The sequence below is a fragment of the Rhizobium sp. SG570 genome (assembly GCF_012275345.1).
Taxonomy (GTDB): Bacteria; Pseudomonadota; Alphaproteobacteria; order Rhizobiales; family Rhizobiaceae; genus Rhizobium; species Rhizobium lusitanum.
Window position 1 is genome coordinate 490,723 of the sequence record NZ_JAAZQI010000003.1, and the last position, 16,604, is coordinate 507,326.

At 60.1% G+C, this 16,604-nt stretch carries 15 protein-coding genes; 9 read left to right on the forward strand and 6 right to left on the reverse strand.

Going from position 1 to position 16,604, the window contains the following annotated elements; all coding sequences use genetic code 11:
- Positions 1-116: 116 nt before the first annotated feature.
- Positions 117-1,154, reverse strand: coding sequence for a LacI family DNA-binding transcriptional regulator (locus FHT28_RS09685; protein WP_047561257.1), 1,038 nt, complete (start codon positions 1,152-1,154; stop codon positions 117-119).
- A gap of 162 nt (positions 1,155-1,316) precedes the next feature.
- Here FHT28_RS09685 and FHT28_RS09690 point away from each other — a divergent pair, with 162 nt between their 5' ends.
- From FHT28_RS09690 to FHT28_RS09725, 8 genes are all read left to right on the forward strand, one after another.
- Entirely contained in the window at positions 1,317-2,291 is a 975-nt protein-coding gene (locus FHT28_RS09690; RefSeq protein WP_047561259.1) for a substrate-binding domain-containing protein, read from the forward strand.
- Positions 2,292-2,385: 94 nt separating this feature from the next.
- Complete coding sequence (locus FHT28_RS09695; RefSeq protein ID WP_037190771.1) at positions 2,386-3,381, forward strand: ABC transporter permease; 996 nt, start codon at positions 2,386-2,388, stop codon at positions 3,379-3,381.
- Between the two features lie 11 nt (positions 3,382-3,392).
- On the forward strand, positions 3,393-4,205 hold the full coding sequence (locus tag FHT28_RS09700) for an ATP-binding cassette domain-containing protein (RefSeq protein ID WP_047561262.1): 813 nt from the start codon (positions 3,393-3,395) through the stop codon (positions 4,203-4,205).
- Between the two features lie 97 nt (positions 4,206-4,302).
- Positions 4,303-5,208 carry a sugar phosphate isomerase/epimerase gene (locus FHT28_RS09705; RefSeq protein ID WP_037190766.1) on the forward strand — a complete coding sequence of 302 codons (906 nt, stop codon included), beginning with the start codon at positions 4,303-4,305 and terminating at the stop codon, positions 5,206-5,208.
- Between the two features lie 119 nt (positions 5,209-5,327).
- Positions 5,328-6,500 (forward strand): Gfo/Idh/MocA family oxidoreductase, encoded by a 1,173-nt coding sequence (locus tag FHT28_RS09710; RefSeq protein WP_037190764.1) that lies wholly within the window; start codon positions 5,328-5,330, stop codon positions 6,498-6,500.
- A 79-nt stretch (positions 6,501-6,579) separates the two neighbouring features.
- On the forward strand, positions 6,580-7,521 hold the full coding sequence (locus FHT28_RS09715; RefSeq protein WP_047561264.1) for a sugar phosphate isomerase/epimerase: 942 nt from the start codon (positions 6,580-6,582) through the stop codon (positions 7,519-7,521).
- 441 nt (positions 7,522-7,962) lie between these two features.
- The gene (locus FHT28_RS09720; RefSeq protein WP_245297591.1) at positions 7,963-8,187 is read left to right on the forward strand and encodes an antitoxin MazE family protein; all 225 of its coding nucleotides are present in this window, start codon (positions 7,963-7,965) and stop codon (positions 8,185-8,187) included.
- Positions 8,184-8,537, forward strand: coding sequence for a type II toxin-antitoxin system PemK/MazF family toxin (locus FHT28_RS09725; RefSeq protein ID WP_037190759.1), 354 nt, complete (start codon positions 8,184-8,186; stop codon positions 8,535-8,537). The genes FHT28_RS09720 and FHT28_RS09725 overlap by 4 nt, the downstream gene beginning before the upstream one ends.
- A gap of 241 nt (positions 8,538-8,778) precedes the next feature.
- Here the strand turns inward: FHT28_RS09725 and FHT28_RS09730 are convergent, their stop codons facing one another.
- Positions 8,779-9,759 carry a zinc-binding dehydrogenase gene (locus FHT28_RS09730; RefSeq protein ID WP_047561268.1) on the reverse strand — a complete coding sequence of 327 codons (981 nt, stop codon included), beginning with the start codon at positions 9,757-9,759 and terminating at the stop codon, positions 8,779-8,781.
- On the opposite strand from FHT28_RS09730, the gene FHT28_RS09735 reads away from it, so the two are divergent.
- Positions 9,760-10,758 (forward strand): LysR family transcriptional regulator, encoded by a 999-nt coding sequence (locus FHT28_RS09735; protein ID WP_348644978.1) that lies wholly within the window; start codon positions 9,760-9,762, stop codon positions 10,756-10,758.
- Positions 10,759-10,820: 62 nt separating this feature from the next.
- Here the strand turns inward: FHT28_RS09735 and FHT28_RS09740 are convergent, their stop codons facing one another.
- From FHT28_RS09740 to FHT28_RS09755, 4 genes are read right to left on the reverse strand one after another with little or no spacing between them, the layout of a single operon-like run.
- Entirely contained in the window at positions 10,821-12,764 is a 1,944-nt protein-coding gene (locus FHT28_RS09740) for a heavy metal translocating P-type ATPase (protein ID WP_168596096.1), read from the reverse strand.
- Entirely contained in the window at positions 12,761-13,801 is a 1,041-nt protein-coding gene (locus tag FHT28_RS09745) for a protease modulator HflK (protein WP_037190753.1), read from the reverse strand. Before FHT28_RS09745 ends, FHT28_RS09740 begins: the two co-directional genes overlap by 4 nt.
- A gap of 2 nt (positions 13,802-13,803) precedes the next feature.
- Positions 13,804-14,814 carry a protease modulator HflC gene (locus FHT28_RS09750; protein ID WP_047561273.1) on the reverse strand — a complete coding sequence of 337 codons (1,011 nt, stop codon included), beginning with the start codon at positions 14,812-14,814 and terminating at the stop codon, positions 13,804-13,806.
- The gene (locus tag FHT28_RS09755; RefSeq protein ID WP_246704821.1) at positions 14,811-16,538 is read right to left on the reverse strand and encodes a protease modulator HflK; all 1,728 of its coding nucleotides are present in this window, start codon (positions 16,536-16,538) and stop codon (positions 14,811-14,813) included. Before FHT28_RS09755 ends, FHT28_RS09750 begins: the two co-directional genes overlap by 4 nt.
- Positions 16,539-16,604 lie beyond the last annotated feature (66 nt).

Consider the following 16,604-nt stretch of genomic DNA (forward strand, 5'->3'; position numbering starts at 1 on the left):
ACGTTGCCTTGCTTGTCATTATCCCCACCGCCGCCACCAGGCTCAATTTATCGTCGACGCCGGTCAAATCAGTTCTTCGATACTGAGACTGCTGCCCGATATCTCGCATTGCAGGCTCACACGCTCTCTGGAGTTATCGTCTCAAACGGCACGATACGTTGGAGAATTGCCGGGCTGTCGCGATGGGTCAGGGAGGCAATCATTGTTGCGACCAATTCGTCAGAGATTCGGTCCATCGGATGACACAAAGCTGCAGTGATTAGGCCTTCCGTCAGTCCCTTACGCGTCTCCGGACCAAGGTCGCGGCAGACCACCTTCACCTTGTCTCTTCTTTCGGGAGCCGCCTCGCGCAGTGCCCTGAGAACCCCCGAAATCCCGCCTCCAATTATGAAGATACCTCTCAGGTCATCGAGTTCGGACAGCAGTTGGCTAACGATCCGATGAGCCTCCTCGGGCTCTTCATGAGTTGGCCGGCTATCGTCGATTTGGATGTGAGGCGCATGCTCGCGCATATATGAGCGAAAGCTGGCATCCGAGACGTCCTGGCATTGGTAGCGGTGATTACCGATGAACACTGCAACCCGCCCGGGCGATTGGGCAGTCTGGGCTAAAAACCATGCGGCAGTTCTGCCCAGTTTCCAATTGTCGGTCCCGACGTAGCCGGCGCGATCTGGAGCGCTCTGATCCGTTATATAGGCAACGGTCGGCTTGCCTCTAAGCTTGAGAGAATGAATTGTCTGTCCGATCAGGGGATGATCTCCCGCAATGACAGAGACCGCATCGCATTTTTCTCCCAGGGCATCCAATCTGTTTGCGATGTTCTCGGGACTTAAAACGTCGACAAATTCGACCAGCGCCTCGACTTTCTCACCGGATCTCCGCTGACATGCATTGACGATGCTGGAGCCGAAGAGGCGGTATAGCTCTCGGGTCGACTGCTGCAAAAGAAATCCGAAGCAATATGAGGGGCGGGCATTTCTTTGCCGGTCTTCGATGACGCCCCGACCATAGAAGCCGATTTCCTCCGCAGCCTTTTGAACTCTCTCGATTGTCCTCGGTTTCACAGAGGATGAACCGTTAAGGATCCTGTTCACGGTGGAAATGCTCACCTTGGCGGTACTGGCCAAATCCGCGATCGTAGGGCGTGCCTTCATGACATTATCCAATTCATTTTAGAATGGAATAAAAGATACAAAATATTCATTCCATTGCAATAGCTATTTCGAACAAGCAGTTCATTTGGTACTACTGCCTGGCGTTGCCGAGATCGATCAGAGGAGATGTGATCTCGAGAGCAACTTTCGGGAGGAAATCTAATGAAGTTCTTTAAGGGTGCCCTCAAAGGGGTATTGGCGGCGTCTGTTGTCGCCCTTTGTGCCTCTGCCGCCCTGGCCGCCAATATCGCCGTGGTCGGTGGCAAGACGGATGACGAGTTCTGGAGCCGCATCAAGAAGGGTGTCGATGATGCGAGGCCCGTTCTCGAAAAGAACGGCGGTACGGTAACTTATCTCCAGCTGCAGACCTATGACAATCTCGGTCCGGACGCAGCGCAGCTCGTACGCACCGCGATGAGCCAGGGTGTGAAGGGCATCGTGGTCCCTGACTGGGTGCCGGCGGCAGAGGATGAAGCGATCAAGGCTGCTATTCAGAGCGGGATCAAAATCATCCTCATGAACGCCGGCAATATCGATAAGGCGCGCGAGCTCGGCGCGATCAACTATGTCGGCTCGGACGAATATGTCGCCGGCAAGGCTGGCGGCGAATATATGGGATCAAAAGGCGCAAAGAATGTCATTTGTGTCAATACGCTTCCAGGTGCTGCCAATCAGGAGGCCCGGTGCAAAGGCGTGATCGATGGCATCACCGCTAGGGGTGGCAAGGGCAAGCAGTTGCCGCTGCCGGCCACGAGCTTCGGTGATCAAACGGCAATCGCCGAGGCGGTGAAGGCCACACTCATTCAGGATGACACAATCGATGGCGTCCTCAACGTCGGAGCGACCGACGCGGACGCCGCTGCGAGCGGGATCAATCAAGCAGGCAAGGTGGGGAAAGTCGTCCATGGCACTTTCGATCTGAATGCATCGGGATTGGCGCGCATCAAGGACGGCTCTCAGACCTTCGCGATCGACCAGCAGCCCTATCTCCAAGCCCTGCTCAGCGTAACGCTACTGGCATCCCATCTGGACTTCGGCACCAACCTGCCCACGGCGCCGGTGCTGACGGGTCCGGGTATCGTCGATGTTTCCAATATCGACGCGGTCATGGTCGGCGTCAAACAGGGCGCCCGATAGATCGGGCAGGCTTCGCTCCGGCCCGCGAGAAACTCGCGGATCGGCAATGAGACGTCCCATGCTTCGAAAAGAAGCCTGATTGGGGATACAGCAAATGAACAATCTGTCTGTCGGCAACCTCTTGCGCCGCCCTGAGGCGGGTGCCTTTCTCGGGCTCTTTGGAGTGCTGGCGTTCTTCATCATCTTCGGAAGCGCCAAGTTTCTGGAACCTGCCGGGGCCGCGAGCTGGCTGAACGTCGCTGCCAATCTCGGCATTGTCGCTTTGCCGATCGGACTTTTGATGATCGCCGGCGATCTCGACATTTCAATCGGCGCGATGATCCCCGCCGGTTCGATGACGGTGGCGATCATATCCGGCTATTACGGTTTTCCGATCTGGCTCGGCATGCTCGGGTCGATCGGCATCGGTCTCATCGTCGGTCTGACCAACGGCTATCTCGTGGTGCGCACGGCGGTGCCATCGCTGATCGTAACACTCGGCACGCTCTTTGCGGTCCAGGGACTGATGCTCGGCGTCTCGGTTCTGGTAACCGGAACGACCAGCGTCGCCCTGACCGCCGATCCGTGGGCAAAATTCCTCTTCGGCCAGTTTCTATTCGGGTCTTTCCAGGTGATCATCGTCTGGTGGATCGCGATCACCGCTCTCTTCGTCTTCTTCATCCATTTCTCGCCGTATGGAAATTGGGTCTTCGCGATGGGTGGAGACAGGGGCAGCGCGCGGAATGCCGGCATCCCTACGGCGGGACTGACCATCATCCTGTTCGTGCTCTCTTCCACGAGTGCGTCCTTCGTCGGCATGTGCCAGGCCATCCTCTTCAATTCGGCGCAGGTCTCCGGCGGCATGACCTTCATCTTCAACGCGATCATCTCGGTTGTCGTCGGCGGCGTCCTGTTGACTGGCGGCTTCGGTTCCGTGATCGGGATCTTCTTCGGGACGATCACCTTCGCCGTTGTGAACCAGGGCATCTACTTCACAACCTTCGACCGCAACTGGTCGAGCCTCATCATCGGCGTCATGCTGCTGATCGCGGTGCTTATGAACAACACGTTCCGTCACATGGCGCTGACCTACTCGCCGAAGAAGAAGTGAGGGATCAGGATATGAGAACGCCTCTTCTTGAACTCGAAAACGTCAACAAGTCCTTTGGTCCGATCGATGTCCTTCATGACATCACGTTGAAAGTCCATCCGGGGGAGGTCCTTTGTCTTCTTGGAGACAATGGTGCAGGCAAGTCCACTCTCATCAAGACATTTGCCGGCGTCTACAAGCCGACGAGCGGGACCGTGAGGTTCGAAGGCAAGCCGCTGATCTTCAACAACCCGCGCGAGGCCGCCGATATGGGCATCGCGACAGTGCACCAGTTCGGCGGCACGTTCCCGCTGATGAGCATCGGCCGCTCGTTCTTCGTCGGTCGTGAGCCGACCAAGGGCTTCGGCCCATTCAAGATCTACGACCGCAAAACGGCAAACGACATCGCGGTGAAGGCGGTGCGCGAATTCGGCATTACCCGTATCGACGACGGCGATCGCCTGATCGGCGGACTGTCGGGCGGGGAACGCCAGTCGCTGGCGATTGCCCGGGCGGTCCATTTCGGCGCCAGGGTGCTGATCCTCGACGAGCCAACGGCAGCACTCGGAGTCAAGGAAGCCGCCCACGTGCTTCGCATCGTTCTCGAAGCGCGGCGTCGCGGACTGGCAGTCATCTTCATTACGCACAACGTCATTCACGCGATGACGGTCGGTGATCATTTCGCTGTCCTGATCAAGGGCGAGAAGGCGGCCGACTTCCGCAAGGGCGAAAAGACGAGGGAGGAGATCACCGATCTCATGGCAGGCGGGGAGGCGATGGCCGAACTGGAGGCTGAGATCGAGGCTCATTCATCCGCGAATGACGACCATTCCCCGGCGGTCTGAGCGATCGGCCAAACGAACACGGCCAGACAATCAAAACCGGCTCACCCGCCATCGCGGGTGGGGCTGTCAAGTGCAACCATTTTAGAGGTGATCAATCATGAAAATCGCGCTCGACCCATTTATGCATCGACATCTTTCCCTTGAGGAACTCCCTTCGAAGGTCGCCGAACTTGGCTACGAGTGGATCGAACTCAGCCCCAGGGCGGACTTCCTCGAATGGTTCAAGGCGCCGCGCGTTTTCCCCTCGCGGATCAAGTCCTTCAAGAAGGCGCTCGCGGACGCGAATGTAGGCATTGCCTCTCTCCTGCCGATGTACCGCTGGGCGTCCAACGACGAGGCCGAGCGGCAGGCCGCGGTCAAGCATTGGAAGCGCGCCATCGAAATCTGCGTCGAACTCGGCGTCGATACTATGAATTCCGAATTCGGGCGCGGTCCTCACCCGGATAGAGGCTCCTGCTATTGCTGCCATACCGGATCGATGATCGAAGCCTGCGAGGATGCCTGGTGGCGCTCGATGGACGAACTCGTGGCGGTCCTCGAACGCGAAGGCATCAACATGCACGTCGAACCGCACCCGGAAGACTGGTGCGAAACGCTTCAGCCGGCATTGGATATCATCCGGACCGTGAACTCGAAGAACGTCAAGTTTCTCTATTGCGCGCCGCACACATTCTACTTCGGCGACGACACCAAGGCGATGCTGCGCGAGGCCAAGGACGTGCTCGCCCATGTCCACGTCGGCGACACCTTCAATCATAGGGCGTCCTCCGGACTTCGGTATATCCTCAATCCTCCCGGCACGAACGCCCGCGTGCATCAGCACCTCAACATCGGTCAGGGCGAGGTTCCGTGGGACGATTTTTTCGGCACCCTGGCTGAGGTCGGTTTCGACGGTATCATGACCGCCTGCGTCTTTGCATGGGAGGACAAGGCCGACCACTCCGGCAAGTTCATGCGCTCGGAGATGCAGCGTTTCGTCGACAAGTACTGGGCGGCCAAATGACAGCGGATAGGCCCGTCTGCAGCCAGCGCCCCAGTGAGCCCTCGGCGCGCTGTAGCCGAGGCCGACGCGGCTGTGCCGCCACTTGAAATTCACGGACACTACTCCTGGAAGGACAGAGGATGATCAACGGAGAAAGACAGATCGAGCGCCCCCTGCGCTGGGGCATGGTCGGCGGCGGCCGCACTGGGCAGGTGGGATACAAGCATAGAACCGGCGCTCAGCGGGACGGCACCTATCGGCTGGTCTGCGGAGCCTTCGACCTTGATGCCGAGCGCGGACGCGACTTCGGCATGAGGATCGGCGTCGCGGCGGACCGATGCTATGCCGACTACAAGGAACTGATCGCCCGCGAGGCCGGACGCGAGGACGGCGTCGAGGTCGTTTCGATCGCCACGCCGAACTTCACACACTACGAGATCACCAAGGCCTGCCTTGGAGCCGGTCTCCATGTGATTTGCGAGAAGCCTCTGTTCTTCACCGTCGCGGAATGCGACGAGGTCGCGAAGCTGGCGGAGAAAAACGGCCTGATCGTCGGTGTCACTTACGGCTTTACCGGCCATCCACTAGTTCATCAGATGGCGGCGATGGTCAAGAAGGGCATGCTCGGTGACATCCGGATCGTCGACATGCAATATAGCCATGGCTTCAACGCGGGCGACGACACCGGCGCAGGGGAAGCCCTTAAATGGCGCACCAATCCCAAGACCGCCGGCTCGACCTTCGTGCTTGGCGATATTGGGACGCACCTTTACTACCTCTCCGAAGTCGTGCTGCCGCACATGAAGATCGACAAGCTGCTTTGTGACCGCAAGGCCTTCATCCCGACCCGGGCTCCACTCGAGGACCATGCCACCGTTCTTATGCACTACGACAACGGCGCCCGCGGTCGCCTCTGGGTATCCTCGGTGAATGCGGGGAACATGGGTTCGCAGCGCTACCGCTTCGTCGGCTCCAAGGCGTCGGTCGAATGGTCCGACGCTCAACCCGACCAGTTGATCTACGAAGTGCAGGGCGAGCCGAACCGCACGCTGCATCACGGCATGCCATACCTCGAGGAGGAAAGCCTTGCCGTCGACCGCATGGGCGCGCTGCACACCGAGGGCCTGGGGGATAGCTGGTCGAATATCTACCTCTGGATTGCCCAGGCCATAGATGCCAAACGCCGTGGAGACGAGGCTTTCCTTCAGGGCCATCACTATCCGGGCATCAAGGCCGGCACCGAAGGTGTGCGTTGGCTGGAAAACTGCGTCCGCTCGGCTGACGCGGGCGCCGCTTGGGTCGACTTCCAGTGACCCAGCAGAGGACGTGCCGGACTTCCTCCGTCCTACTCCTAGGCGCGTCCTCACCCTCCTTGTTTTGAAAGACAACACGATGAAACTCTCTATTTGTACCGACGTTATGGGCGACCTCTCCTTCACGGATATGCTCGACAAATGCGTGAAGCTCGGCGTCGAGGGTATCGAGATGACCGGCGGCGGCTGGTCACGCGGTCCGCACTTCCGGGCCGATGAGCTCCTGGCCGATAAGGGTCTGCTCAAATCCAAACTCAAGGAGATCGAGGTCCGCGGCCTGCAAATCGCCGCCCTCAATTGCTCCGCCAATCCCCTCGATCCAGGCGACATGGGCAAGCGCCACCGCAAGGAGATGGAGGACACGATCCGGCTTGCAGGCGAAATCGGTGTGAAGAAGATCGTTACCATGTCCGGTCTGCCGGAGGCCGGTCCCGGCGACATGGTGCCGAACTGGCTCGTCTACACCAAGAGCTGGCCGAACGAGATGCCGGAGCGCGACCGCTACCAGTGGGAAGATCGCGCCTTTCCGCTCTGGCACGATCTTGTGAGGCTTGCAGGCGAAGTCGGCGTCGAGAAATATGCGCTGGAGAATTTCTCGGCGATGCTCGTCTGGAACCCGGAGACCCTGTTCCGCCTGCGCAACGAGGTTGGTTCGACAGTCGGTATGAACCTCGACCCGTCGCATCTGATGTGGATGGGTGCTGATCCGATCGCATCGGCGCGCGCGCTCGGGAGCGCGATCCACCACTGCCACGGCAAGGATACTCGCATCGAACGCGGCCTGGCTGACGTGAATGGCTTGCTTGAGCTGAAGGACGTCACCGACGTCGCCAACCGCACATGGAACTACGTCGCCGTCGGCGCCGGCCATGATCTGCAATGGTGGAAGGAGTTTTTCTCTGTAGTTCGCATGGTCGGCTACGACGACTGGGTCAGCCTCGAGATGGAAGATTTCACCATGTCCACCGATGCAGGCATCCAGTCCTCCATCGACGCACTGCAGGCGACGATCAGCCGCTGATCAATGATCGCGGGTGACACTTCGCCCGCCTTCCCTCCGGTTTGTTTTCGACGAGGCCGGCAATATCCAACCTGATCACGATTACCGATGTGCCGCATTGCTGGGGGTGGGTGACGTAAACGCCCTCCGATTTGCCAGGTAGGGAAGCAGCTCTGGACGAGTCCACCGCAAACGAAAATTCGCCATCCCGTATGGGCATTTTCCGTTGCAAGAGTGTCAACGGTGGGAGATTGATCCATCGGGAGGGGCCGAGAACATCTCGGACAGCAGAGGGCTTCGCGACCTTAGCTTGGACCATCAGGTTCTCGTAGGCGATGGAATTGGAAATGGCGGAGACCGGCTCGGCGCAGCGCCGATGCCGGGGGGCGCTTCTAGAAAGGATGTTGGCAAGCTTGTAGGCTTCTGATAAGTTACATGTAACCAAAAATGATGGAGAAATACGTGGCCCTTATATCAAAGCGCATTCCCTCGCGCGTGAAGGTCGGAGAGCATCGCGCCCGATTGCGTGCCCAAGGTTTGCGTCCGATCCAGATCTGGGTTCCGGACGTGCGTGCACCATCGTTCAAGGCCGAGGCCCACCGCCAGTCGCTTGCCGTTGTGGCAAGCGTGCATGCCGACGAGGATCAGGCATTTGTCGATGCTGTGTCTGATTGGGGTGATGGGTGAGGCGCGGCGATATCTGGACGGTCGCGGGTGGCAAAGATTATGCGGGCAAGCCGCGCCCCGTCGTGATCGTGCAGGACGACAGTTTCGACGCCACGGATTCGATCACTATTTGCGCCTTCACATCAGACGAGACGGAGGCGCCGTTGTTCCGGCTTGTTGTCAAGCCGAATGACCGCAACGGTCTGCGCACGGCATCCCGGCTGATGGTGGATAAGATCACAACCGTTCCGAAATCGAAGATCGGCGGGCAGGTCGGACGACTTGACGATGAGGACATCGTGCGCCTCAATCAGGCGATGCTGGTCTTTCTCGGGATGGCAGTGTCGCCAAGAACAAAAGGAGAAGTTTGAGCGTCAGAGTGTGAAAAAAGTGCAAAGATGACCCCGTCGAGAGAGCCCATATACAGAGGCATTTGCTAAGGATCTGGAAGCGCACTTCCTCCAGTGAGGAAAGATGGCTCTGCCTTTTTCCCCAACAAGGGCAAAAACTGTCTCCCCATTCTTCGTTATGCAAATGCGTGTTCTTCAGAACGAACGCGTCACTGGGCAAAGGGTGAGCTGGGGGCATCGTCGAACGAACTATCCTCTGTCTTCACATGCGCACGACTACCTTTCCACCGGCCTCGTCCGTCTCCATCAGCCTGTGCGCTGCCTGGATATCTTCGAAACGAAACACGCGGGCAGGCTTTGCCTGATAGAGCCCTCGGGCCGCATTGTCGGCGATTTGCTGGAACGGAATCTCGCTGAGTGGATAATCCTGGGTGCCGAAGACGAGCGCGCTGGCGAATGCGCTGAGGTGGGCGCCGCTCGGCATTTGGAAGACAGGATCAAACTGGGGCAACGGCGCGCCGCCGCCAAGAAACCCTGCCAGGCAAACGCGACCGCCCCGCCGAACCGCCGCCAGAGAATCGAGCATGGTCGTGGTACCGATAAGGTCCAGCACCGCATCGACGCCAGCCGGCGCGATATCATGCAACTTCGCCGCCAATTCGTTGCCGCCAATTATGACATGCGCCGCGCCGAGCCGGTACAGCATATCAGCGCGATCCCTTCGGCGCGTGGTGGCGACCGTTCTCACTCCCAAACCTCTTGCGATGTTCAAGGCCGCCTGGCCAAGCGCAGAAGTCGCCCCTCGGATCACCAGCGTCTGGCCGGGAGCCAGTTGGAGATTTCCAACCAGGCACGTCCAAGCAGTGGCGTAGGATTCAGGAAGAGCCGCAAGCTCTTCCCAAGGCAGGTCGGTGTCGATGGCGACAACGTTTTCCCGAGGCACGCTCACGAACTCCGCGTAGGAGCCGTTGCGGGTGCGGCCCATCCCGCCCATAAGCGCAATGACCTTTTGCCCCGGCGCAAAGCCTCCCTCGAGATCGGCCTCGACGCTGCCGGCACACTCGATGCCGCTGATCTCCGCCACCTTACCCCAGGCACCGCTTCGAAAGTAAAGCTCCGCTCGGTTCAAGCCAAAGGCCTTGACCGCGATCAGAATTTCGCCTGATCGTGGATCGGGTCTCGGGCGTTCGGAGAGACTAAGAACTTCGGCGGCGCCGGGGCGGGTTATGATAATGGCGCGCATGTGTTTGCTCCTTTTTTCCTCTCAGAAGACATACAAGCGCCCGGCAAAAATTTATTTTACAAAGTTTCTCCAAACATTGTAGACTTTATCGCCATGAATGGTCTCACGCTCGCCCAACTCCGCTCGATCGACGCCGTCGTCTCCGAGGGATCGCTGCAAGCTGCCGCGCTGCGGCTCGGCCGCACGCACCCAACTCTGCATACGGCCATCATCAACGTCGAACGCCAGATCGGCTTCCCCCTGTTTGATCGAACTGGGTATCGCATGGTCCTTACGCCCGCCGGAGAGGCGTTCCTGGCGCGTGCCAGACGCGTGCTCACCGAAATGGCGGACCTTCAGGTCTATGCCGCCCAGCTCGCCGCCGGTGAGGAAAGCGAGTTGCGAGTCGTGATCGGTGATCTATCGCCGCTTCCCGAAATGCTCCAACTCCTGCGTGGTTTCTTCGATGGTCGGCCGGCCACTCGATTGCATCTTCAGTTCGCGGCGATTTCCGGGCCATGGGAATTGCTGTTGGAGGATCTTACAGACCTCATTCTGCATCACGTCGATCAGAGTGATCCGCGCTTTGAAACGATCAACCTTCGTCCTGTTCGCCTGATTCCAGTCGCTGCCCCGAACTTTCTGCCCTTTTCGACAGAGGAGGCGTCGCCGGAACGAATGCGGGACCTGGTTCAATGTGTCATTCGGGACAGCGCGCAAAATTTGCCCGAGAGAAGCTACTATGTCATCGAAGGTGCGCGGACTTGCACGGTCAGTGATCAGCTCATGAAGAAGGAAGTGATCCTGCAAAGCCTTGGCTGGGGCCACATGCCGGATTTTCTTGTCGATGCCGAATTGCGGGAAGGCCGTTTGATTTCTCTGGCCAACGGCTATTTCGGCGGCGGCGTGATTGAGCTGGTCGCCGCCCGGCGGTCCGGCCGGGCACATGGGCCAGCAGCGTCGGCACTCTGGCGTCTGCTGCAGGCGAGCGCTGCGTCGACGTTAAAGGGCAAACCGTGACGATAGTACTGATCGACATTAGCTGGTGTATAGCATAGCAGATGATGTCAGCAGATCTTGCCTCATGCCGCCAGTGGTTCGTCATATCGCATCAGCCGCCCGGCGTTCGCCAGCACCAACAGTGTGCTGAAATTATGCAGGAGGGCGGCGACAACGGCCCCCGCCGCTCCGAGAAAACCGAAGCCCGCCAATACGACGATCGCCACTGTCCAACCGAGGCCAGTGATAACGTTGGTTTTCAGCGTCCGGCGACAGAGCCTGCTGAGCCGGATGCATGTGCCGAGCCGTCGCAGATCGCTGCCGATCAGGATGATGTCCGAGGAGGCAAGCGCAATATCGGCGCCGCCCGCGCCTAAGGCAATCCCGACGGCACCGGCCTTGAGAGCGAGCGAGTCGTTGATCCCGTCGCCGACGACAAGAGGTTTGAAGCCGCTTTTCGTCTCGCTTAGCACGCGCTTCAGCTTGTCTGCGGGCAAGGCCTCAGCCGCGATGTCGGTTATGCCGATCTCGCGCGCGAGGGTATGTGCGACCGATTGGCGGTCGCCGGTGAGTAGAAGCTGTCGATGGAGCCCGAGCGCCCGCAACTCCGTCATCGCAGCCGCTGCTTCGGGCTTGATCGTGTCCGACAGGAGAAGCCAGGCGACAAAATTTCCGCCGATCGACATGCCCGCGAGCGGACCGTCATGCACGGGAACCGGGGGAACGACGACGGACAGGCGTTCAAACAATTGGGGACGTCCGAGGGCCACTTCACCCATTGCCGTGCTCGCAACGACGCCCAAACCTTGAAATTCCCGAACGCTCGTCAGGGGGTGATAAGCATCATGGGCGACGAGCAAGGCCAGCGCTCGGCTCACCGGATGACTGCTGGCAGCGCCCAGAGAGGCGGCCAAGGCCCGAACGATCTCTCGATCCGTATCGGCGGTAAGCCTGATGTCCTTCAGCCGAAGCCGGCCGAAGGTGAGGGTGCCGGTCTTGTCGATGACCAAGGAGGTCAGGTCTGCCAGCTCTTCGAGAAATGCCGAGCTACGGATGAGGATGCCGTGGCGCGCGGCGACTGCGATACCGGCAATCGCCGTTGCCGGCGCGGACAGGACCAGGGCGCAAGGGCAGGCAGCAACCAGGATCGCAAGCATGATCTGGTCATTGTAGGTGAGGAACCAGGCGATGGCCGCTATCGTCAACACGAATGCCAGATATTGCTGGGCGTAACGCTCCAAGAGCCGGGTAATAGGCGGCTTTGAACTTTCCGCGCGCTGCATCAGCGCGATGACTTTTCCAAGCGTCGAATCCTCACCTGTTCGGGTCACCTCGATCTCAAGACGACCGTCCAGGTTGATCGCGCCACCGAAGACGTCCATCCCGGCGGAGACTTCGAGAGGCAAGGATTCGCCGGTGATTGGCGCGGTGTCGAGGCTTGCCTGTCCCTCCCTGACGCGACCATCGGCGGGAATGCGGTCTCCCGCTCTTACCTCCACCAAATCGCCGGGCTTTAGAGATACATTGTCGACTTCACGCGTCCGGCCGTCCGGTGCGATCAGCCGCGCGTGGCTGCGGGTCAGACGTGCCAGCGCCTCCATCGCTTCTTTTGATCCGATGACGCTGCGCTCCTCCAGCACATGGCCGAATATCATGATGATCGGCAGGAGTGCGGCGGTCAGCAGATCGCCCGTCGCCCAGGCAGCCAGCATCGCCAGGGCGATCAACTGATCGGTGATGCCGTGCAGGCTTGGATGGCGCAGACTATGCCAACCGGACCGTATGACCGGAACTGCGACGATCAGCGAGGCAGCCGCCAGCAGAAGCTGGCTGACGCCCTCTTCGTCAGGCGCAAGCCAGCGCCAGCCGATGCCGAGCGCGAGCAAGCTCAAGGCGATCATGGCGAGTGTGAGCTGAACGGCCGCCGCCTGCTTTTCGTTGGCGGTCAGCAGGCCGGTGCTGAGCATATGGCCATGATGGTGCGCGTGGCCGTGGGAGCCGTGCGAATGATCGGTCGCGACACTCATTTGTCGGCTCCCTGCAGAATGAGCCGTGCGTCGTCCCGGGGATCGACCGTGACCACCGAGCCTGCCTGCGACAGGATTTTGCCAACGCGATCCCGATAGAGGCGCCAGAGAAGACCGGGGTCGCTATCGGACCCTTGCGCGTTGGCAAAGCCGGTGACGGTGGCCGTGTCGGCACGCGCCTTTGACAGCCGTTCGCTGGATTGCGCTTCTGCCACCTGCACGATCCGGTCGGCTTCCTGATCGGCGGCCTGCTTGTCCTTTTCCGCGTCGTTTTGCGCTGACGCAATGGCCTGCTCCGCCTGCTGGCTTGCCGTCAGCACCCCGTCGAATGCGCTAACGGCCGGCGTCGGGAGCGCGGATTGAACATCGGCGCGGTCGATCTCGATCCCGAGACCTGTGCCCTTCGCTTTCAGGGAGTTTAGACTGCTATTGATGCTGCTCACCAGGTCGGCGCGCAAACGCTCGCGACGCTCGGCGATATCGCTGCCGGCGGAGACCAGCTCCGGGCGGGCGACCAGAACGCTGTCCAGATCGCGTGAAGCGCAGATCACAACGGCGCTTCGGGTCACGAGGCGGTCCAGTGCCGGAAGGACGTGCTCCTCTTGCAGGACGTAGGTGAAGGGGTCAGTCACCCGATAGAAGACGCGGATGTCGAGCTGAACGACACTCGCGTCGGCGGTCAGCAGGTATCCCGATCCCGCCAGGGTATCGCTTTCCATTGAAGCGTCGGCCTCGCCGCTCTGAGCCGGAGGCGAGCGAAGCAATCCGTTGATCCGGCGTTCCAAGACCGTTGCGGCGTTGGGCAGAAGCAAAACCTTTTCGAAAGGCGCGGGCAGGGCCCATAGCAGGCCAGATTCCTGTACCCTATCCAAGGCGCCCAGGCGCAGGACAACGGCCCGGCTTTGCGGTGCGATCTCCCTGATATTGGATGTCGCCCAGCCGACGGCCGCCAGCACCACGATGGTGGACAGCAGCACGGAAACCAGACGAACAGCCTGATGTTGCGCCGCCGAATTCCTATCCCCGACCGCATTCATCTCTAACGTGCTCCGCCTGCCGACGCGGCGCTGGGTGGACCATCGATCAAAGCCCGGAACGGCGCGGCATCGGTGCGTAGGACAAGGCGCGTGTTGGAATTGACGATCGTGCCGAGCGTGTCGAGCGAGCGAAGCAGTTCGTAAAGCTCCGGCGCGCTCTTATAGGCAGTTCCATAAATCTGCGCCGCTTCGACGCGGGATTTGGCTTCTATATCGGCAGCCTTCACGGTCGCGTCCGCCCGCAGGACTCTCGCGTCGCGTTCGGCTGCGGAGCGAATTTCCGCGGCCTGACGCTTGCCGACCGCCGCTCGCTCGGTGGCGATGGTCTCACGCTCGGCCCGCATGCGGTCGACGGTGGCGTTTAGCGTCACCGACGGTAACGTCAGGCGCTCGATACCGACATCGACAACCCGCAAGCCATAAGTGTCGAACAATTGCTGCACGATCTGGGCCTTGAGCTGTGCTTCCAACGCATCGATCCGAAGCTTGTTCGGATCGGGATTGATCAGCGACGACAGGTCGAAATTGCTGGCTGTGGTTTCAAGCGATGACCCGAGGAACGTGCGGATTTGCACTGCCGCCTGATCCGGCTGGTTCTGAACCGACCGCACGAAGCGCTTGATGGCATCCGGATCGGAGGGAACCTGCCAGATCGCATAGGCCTGCGCGATGATCCGCAGCCCATCCTTGGTCCCGACATCCTGCAGGCCGCTGGACGTTGATTTGGCGCGCAGATCGACGTCGATGGTCTTTTCCAGGGGAATGGGAAGCCGGAAGGCGAGACCCGGATCGATCAGAACGCGAGCGGGATTGCCAAACCGGGTGATGACGGTCGCGGCTCCCGATCTCACCTGGACGAGGCAGGCGGCAACCAGAATGATGGCGACGACGATCATCGCGACGATCAGGCGGGACCACCGAAAGGGCATCGTCTCGTTGTGATCATCGCCGTGAGAATGATGATGATCGTGACCGTGATGGTCCGAGTCCGGATGGGCGTGCGCGTCAGTCATCGGCCGGTTTCTTCGCTTTGGTATGGAGTGTTAGGCTCGGCATTTGTTTTGGGATCGAGCGGTAGCATCATGCTCCGGAGATCGAGGGTCGGAGTGATGCTCCCGCCGATGCGGTGATCGATGACAAGAGCCTTTGAATGGGATAATCCCATCGCTAGTTGATTGAAGTATTCCTCTGTCAGAAATGCCTGTCCCGCCTCGTGGAAGGCCGATTGCTCGGCCTGGAAGCGCAGCTTTGCGACCTCCGAAGCCGCGATTCCTTCCCTTGCCTTCGCGATCGCATCGTCCTGTCGGAGGCTGGCATTCAATTGCGCCTCGTTCGTCTGTTCGGCTGCGGCTCCCCGCTCGCGCGCAACCAGTGCCTCGGCGCTGATCTCTGCCGCCTGGACACCGTGAAATGCATTGGCTGCGCCGGCGGGTGGGTGGATGGCCTCGATGACCACCGCCAGGATTTCGACACCGCTGTTCAACTCGTCCATGCTCTTCTGAACTGTTGAGGCAATATCGCCTGCCAGTGACAACCGGCCCTCGCTCAAGACATCGTTAAGCGTTCTTCTGGCAAAATCATGCACCAATACCCGGTTCGCTGTGCTTTCGATCAAGGCCGGCAGATCGGCGACCCGATAGGCGGCCTTCATTGCCGCCTGGTCCGAAAGACCGATACGGTAGACGAAGCGGACGTCCATGTTGACGATCTGAAAGCTTTGCTCGCCGCCGGTGCCGCTGGCGATGACCTGCGATTTCTCGCTGATGTGCGAGGCATCCCATAGCCGGTTCGCACTTTCCGGCGCTAGTCCTTCGGCATCGGCCAGCGGCTCGCCATTGCCGTTCGTGCTGACGGAGGTTGCCAGCTCGTGCACGCTGCCGTTCTCGATGGCAATGACACGGCCGAACGGCCACGGAAGACCGATGTGAAGGCCGGAATGCAGAATGTCCTCAGCCTTGCCGAACCGCTCATAAACGCCACGGCCGGTCATCGGAATTTCGCGCACGCCGCTCAACAGCCAACCCAGAAGGAGTGTTCCAAGAATGATGGCCGGAGCGGTCTTTCGAATGAACGAGAAAGCCCAAATCTGCCGAAGGTCGATGCCGTGTTTGGTTCGCAATTCAGATTGGATGCCGACCAAAAGCTGAGGCGGCCACTGAAGCGTGCCGGCGACAAGGCTGGTGGCGATCAATGTCGGCTCGCGGCTGTCGTTTTGCGGGCGGAACATGGAGGCGATCGCGCGGAACAGGAACTCAAGCCCGACGAGTGCGACAAAGCCTCCCAACGCCGCCAGGAGTTTGATGGGCAGTCCCGATCCGCGCGCGCTCAGGAACAGGCAGAAGCAAGACAGGACGAGCACGAAAATGGGCACGCGCGCCAATTGCGAAATTGCTCTTGCCTCGGGCCACTCCGCTGCATCGGTCGCAGCGAGTCGTCTTTCCGTCACAAGCAGAAGAAAGGCGAAAGCCAGACAGGCCGCAATGACGACGAGGAACGGCGTTCCGATCGCAGCGCTATCCGCCTTCAATGTCCAGCCGGTGTAGACGATCAAGCATGCGAACATGGATAGACCGGCGACCCGGAGCGGGCTGGCTCCGATCCGCAACAGGAGTGATCGCCCCGCGAAGAAAGCGCTTCCCGTCCATCGCTCGATCAGATCGGGCCCTTCCGTCTCCCGCTGCGACCACGGCGACGTCACGAAAGCAATGAGCCATTGCGCGGGTTTCCCGAGCCGCATACCGGCGAGACCGGCTTTCTTTCGACGCCACTCTGCAACGTCGTAGGCAGATCGAAGCCCGGTGCC